The sequence below is a fragment of the Protofrankia sp. Cr1 genome (assembly GCF_963555865.1).
GTDB lineage: Bacteria > Actinomycetota > Actinomycetes > Frankiales > Frankiaceae > Protofrankia.
This window is the reverse complement of sequence record NZ_CAUVXO010000047.1, coordinates 8,276-9,836: the sequence shown is the minus strand read 5'-3', so window position 1 is coordinate 9,836 and position 1,561 is coordinate 8,276. Positions and strand designations below refer to the sequence as shown.

Sequence of the window (1,561 nt, the reverse complement as noted above, 5' to 3'; positions counted from 1 at the left end):
GGCGGTGCTCCCGGACACGGCGGTGCTCCAGAAAACCGCGGTCCTCCCGGATCGTGGGACGCGGCCCGGCCTGCTGAGACCGAGAACCCACCCCCCGGATCGCGATCCGGGCGGCATCTGAGCGGCCCTGAACGATAACCTCCGACCGTGTCCGTATCTCGGCTACTCTCCCGCATCCGGTGGCAACGCCTGGCTGTGCTCCCTGTCCTCGGCGCGCTCGTCGGGGTACTCGCCGGCTGCGACCAACCGACGCCGCTGGTGACCATGCAGGCCGGTCGAAGCTTCGTGCAGGCGCAGGCCGCCAGCTACGACCGCGACGGCACGGTGGTCAAGGGCGCCGGCGACCAGATCCCGGCGCTGCACGCCGCTCCTGGAGAGATCATCAACATCGACGTTCCGAAGTCGGTTGCCGACCGCGGATACTTCTTGACATCCGTCGACGCCCAGTCCAACGAGGTCCAAATTTCCGACACCATAAAGGACCAGCACTACCACCTGACCACGCCGGGACGAGCCGGCGAGCTGCCCCTGACCATCTTCCAAGTGCCGCGCAGTGATTCCGGCCCGGCGTCTGGAAGCTGGAAGTTCCGTCTCGTCGTCCAGCCATAGGTTCATGGTCGACAATTTCATGGTCGAGATGCGCCCGGTCGCTCTTGTTCCCGCATCGAGGTCCACGTGAACCGGGTCCTGCTGGTCACGGCGGTCAACCCGGAGGCTGACGCCGTCTGCGCCGGAATGATGGGTATGTGGCAGCCGTGGACCGCGCCCGCCACCACGGGACCGTCGCGCGGCGGCCCGGTGCCGTCGTGGGACCGCCAGCTGCTGACCGCGGTCCGACTCGGCCCTTACCTGGGACGCCGGTCCGGGTCGGTGACCGTCCTGGCCGCGGGAGCGGCCGGTCCGGCGGCGGCGGCGGGTACCGCGACCGCTCTGGCGACCGCTCGCGCCGCGGGCGAGCCGTTCGACCTGGTCATCTCCCTCGGCATCGCGGGCGGTTTCACCGACCGTGCCGGCATCGGTGACCTGGTCGTCGCGGACGCACTGATCGCCGCGGATCTCGGTGCCGAGTCCGGCCTCGACGCCTCCTCGGGTAAACCCGCACCGGGGTCGTCGCCCGCCGGACCGGCCTCCGGTGCCGGATCCGGTGCCGGATCCGGTGCCGGATCGACATCGGAGGCCGGCGGCGGAACCGGCGGGTTCCTGGGTTTGGACGAGCTCGGGCTCGGGCCGTCCACGCTGCTCCCACGTGCGAACGTGGTGCAGCTACTCGTCGACCTTCTCGCCGGCACCCGACGGACAATCAGGATCGGGCCCATCCTCAGCGTGTCCACAATCACCGGGACCGACCATCGGGCCGCAGCGATGGCGCTGCGGTTCGACCCGGCCGCCGAAGCCATGGAAGGCTACGCGGTCGGTGTCGCAGCCACCGCGTTCGACACGCCTTTCGCCGAGGTCCGCGCGGTCAGTAACGCGGTCGGTCGCCGTGAGCGGTCGAGCTGGGACGTGCCGGGAGCACTCGCCGGGCTGAGCGCGGCCGCCGCCGGGATCGCCGCCGGAATCG

General features: G+C 70.5%; 2 protein-coding genes. Both read left to right on the top strand.

All coding sequences use genetic code 11. The features are described 5' to 3' along the window. Positions 1–147 precede the first annotated feature (147 nt). On the top strand, positions 148–609 hold the full coding sequence (locus tag U9980_RS06830) for a hypothetical protein (RefSeq protein ID WP_322754293.1): 462 nt from the start codon (positions 148–150) through the stop codon (positions 607–609). 66 nt (positions 610–675) lie between these two features. Beyond that, positions 676–1,561: futalosine hydrolase (gene mqnB, locus U9980_RS06825; RefSeq protein ID WP_322767157.1), on the top strand; the 886-nt coding region annotated here is incomplete at its 3' end.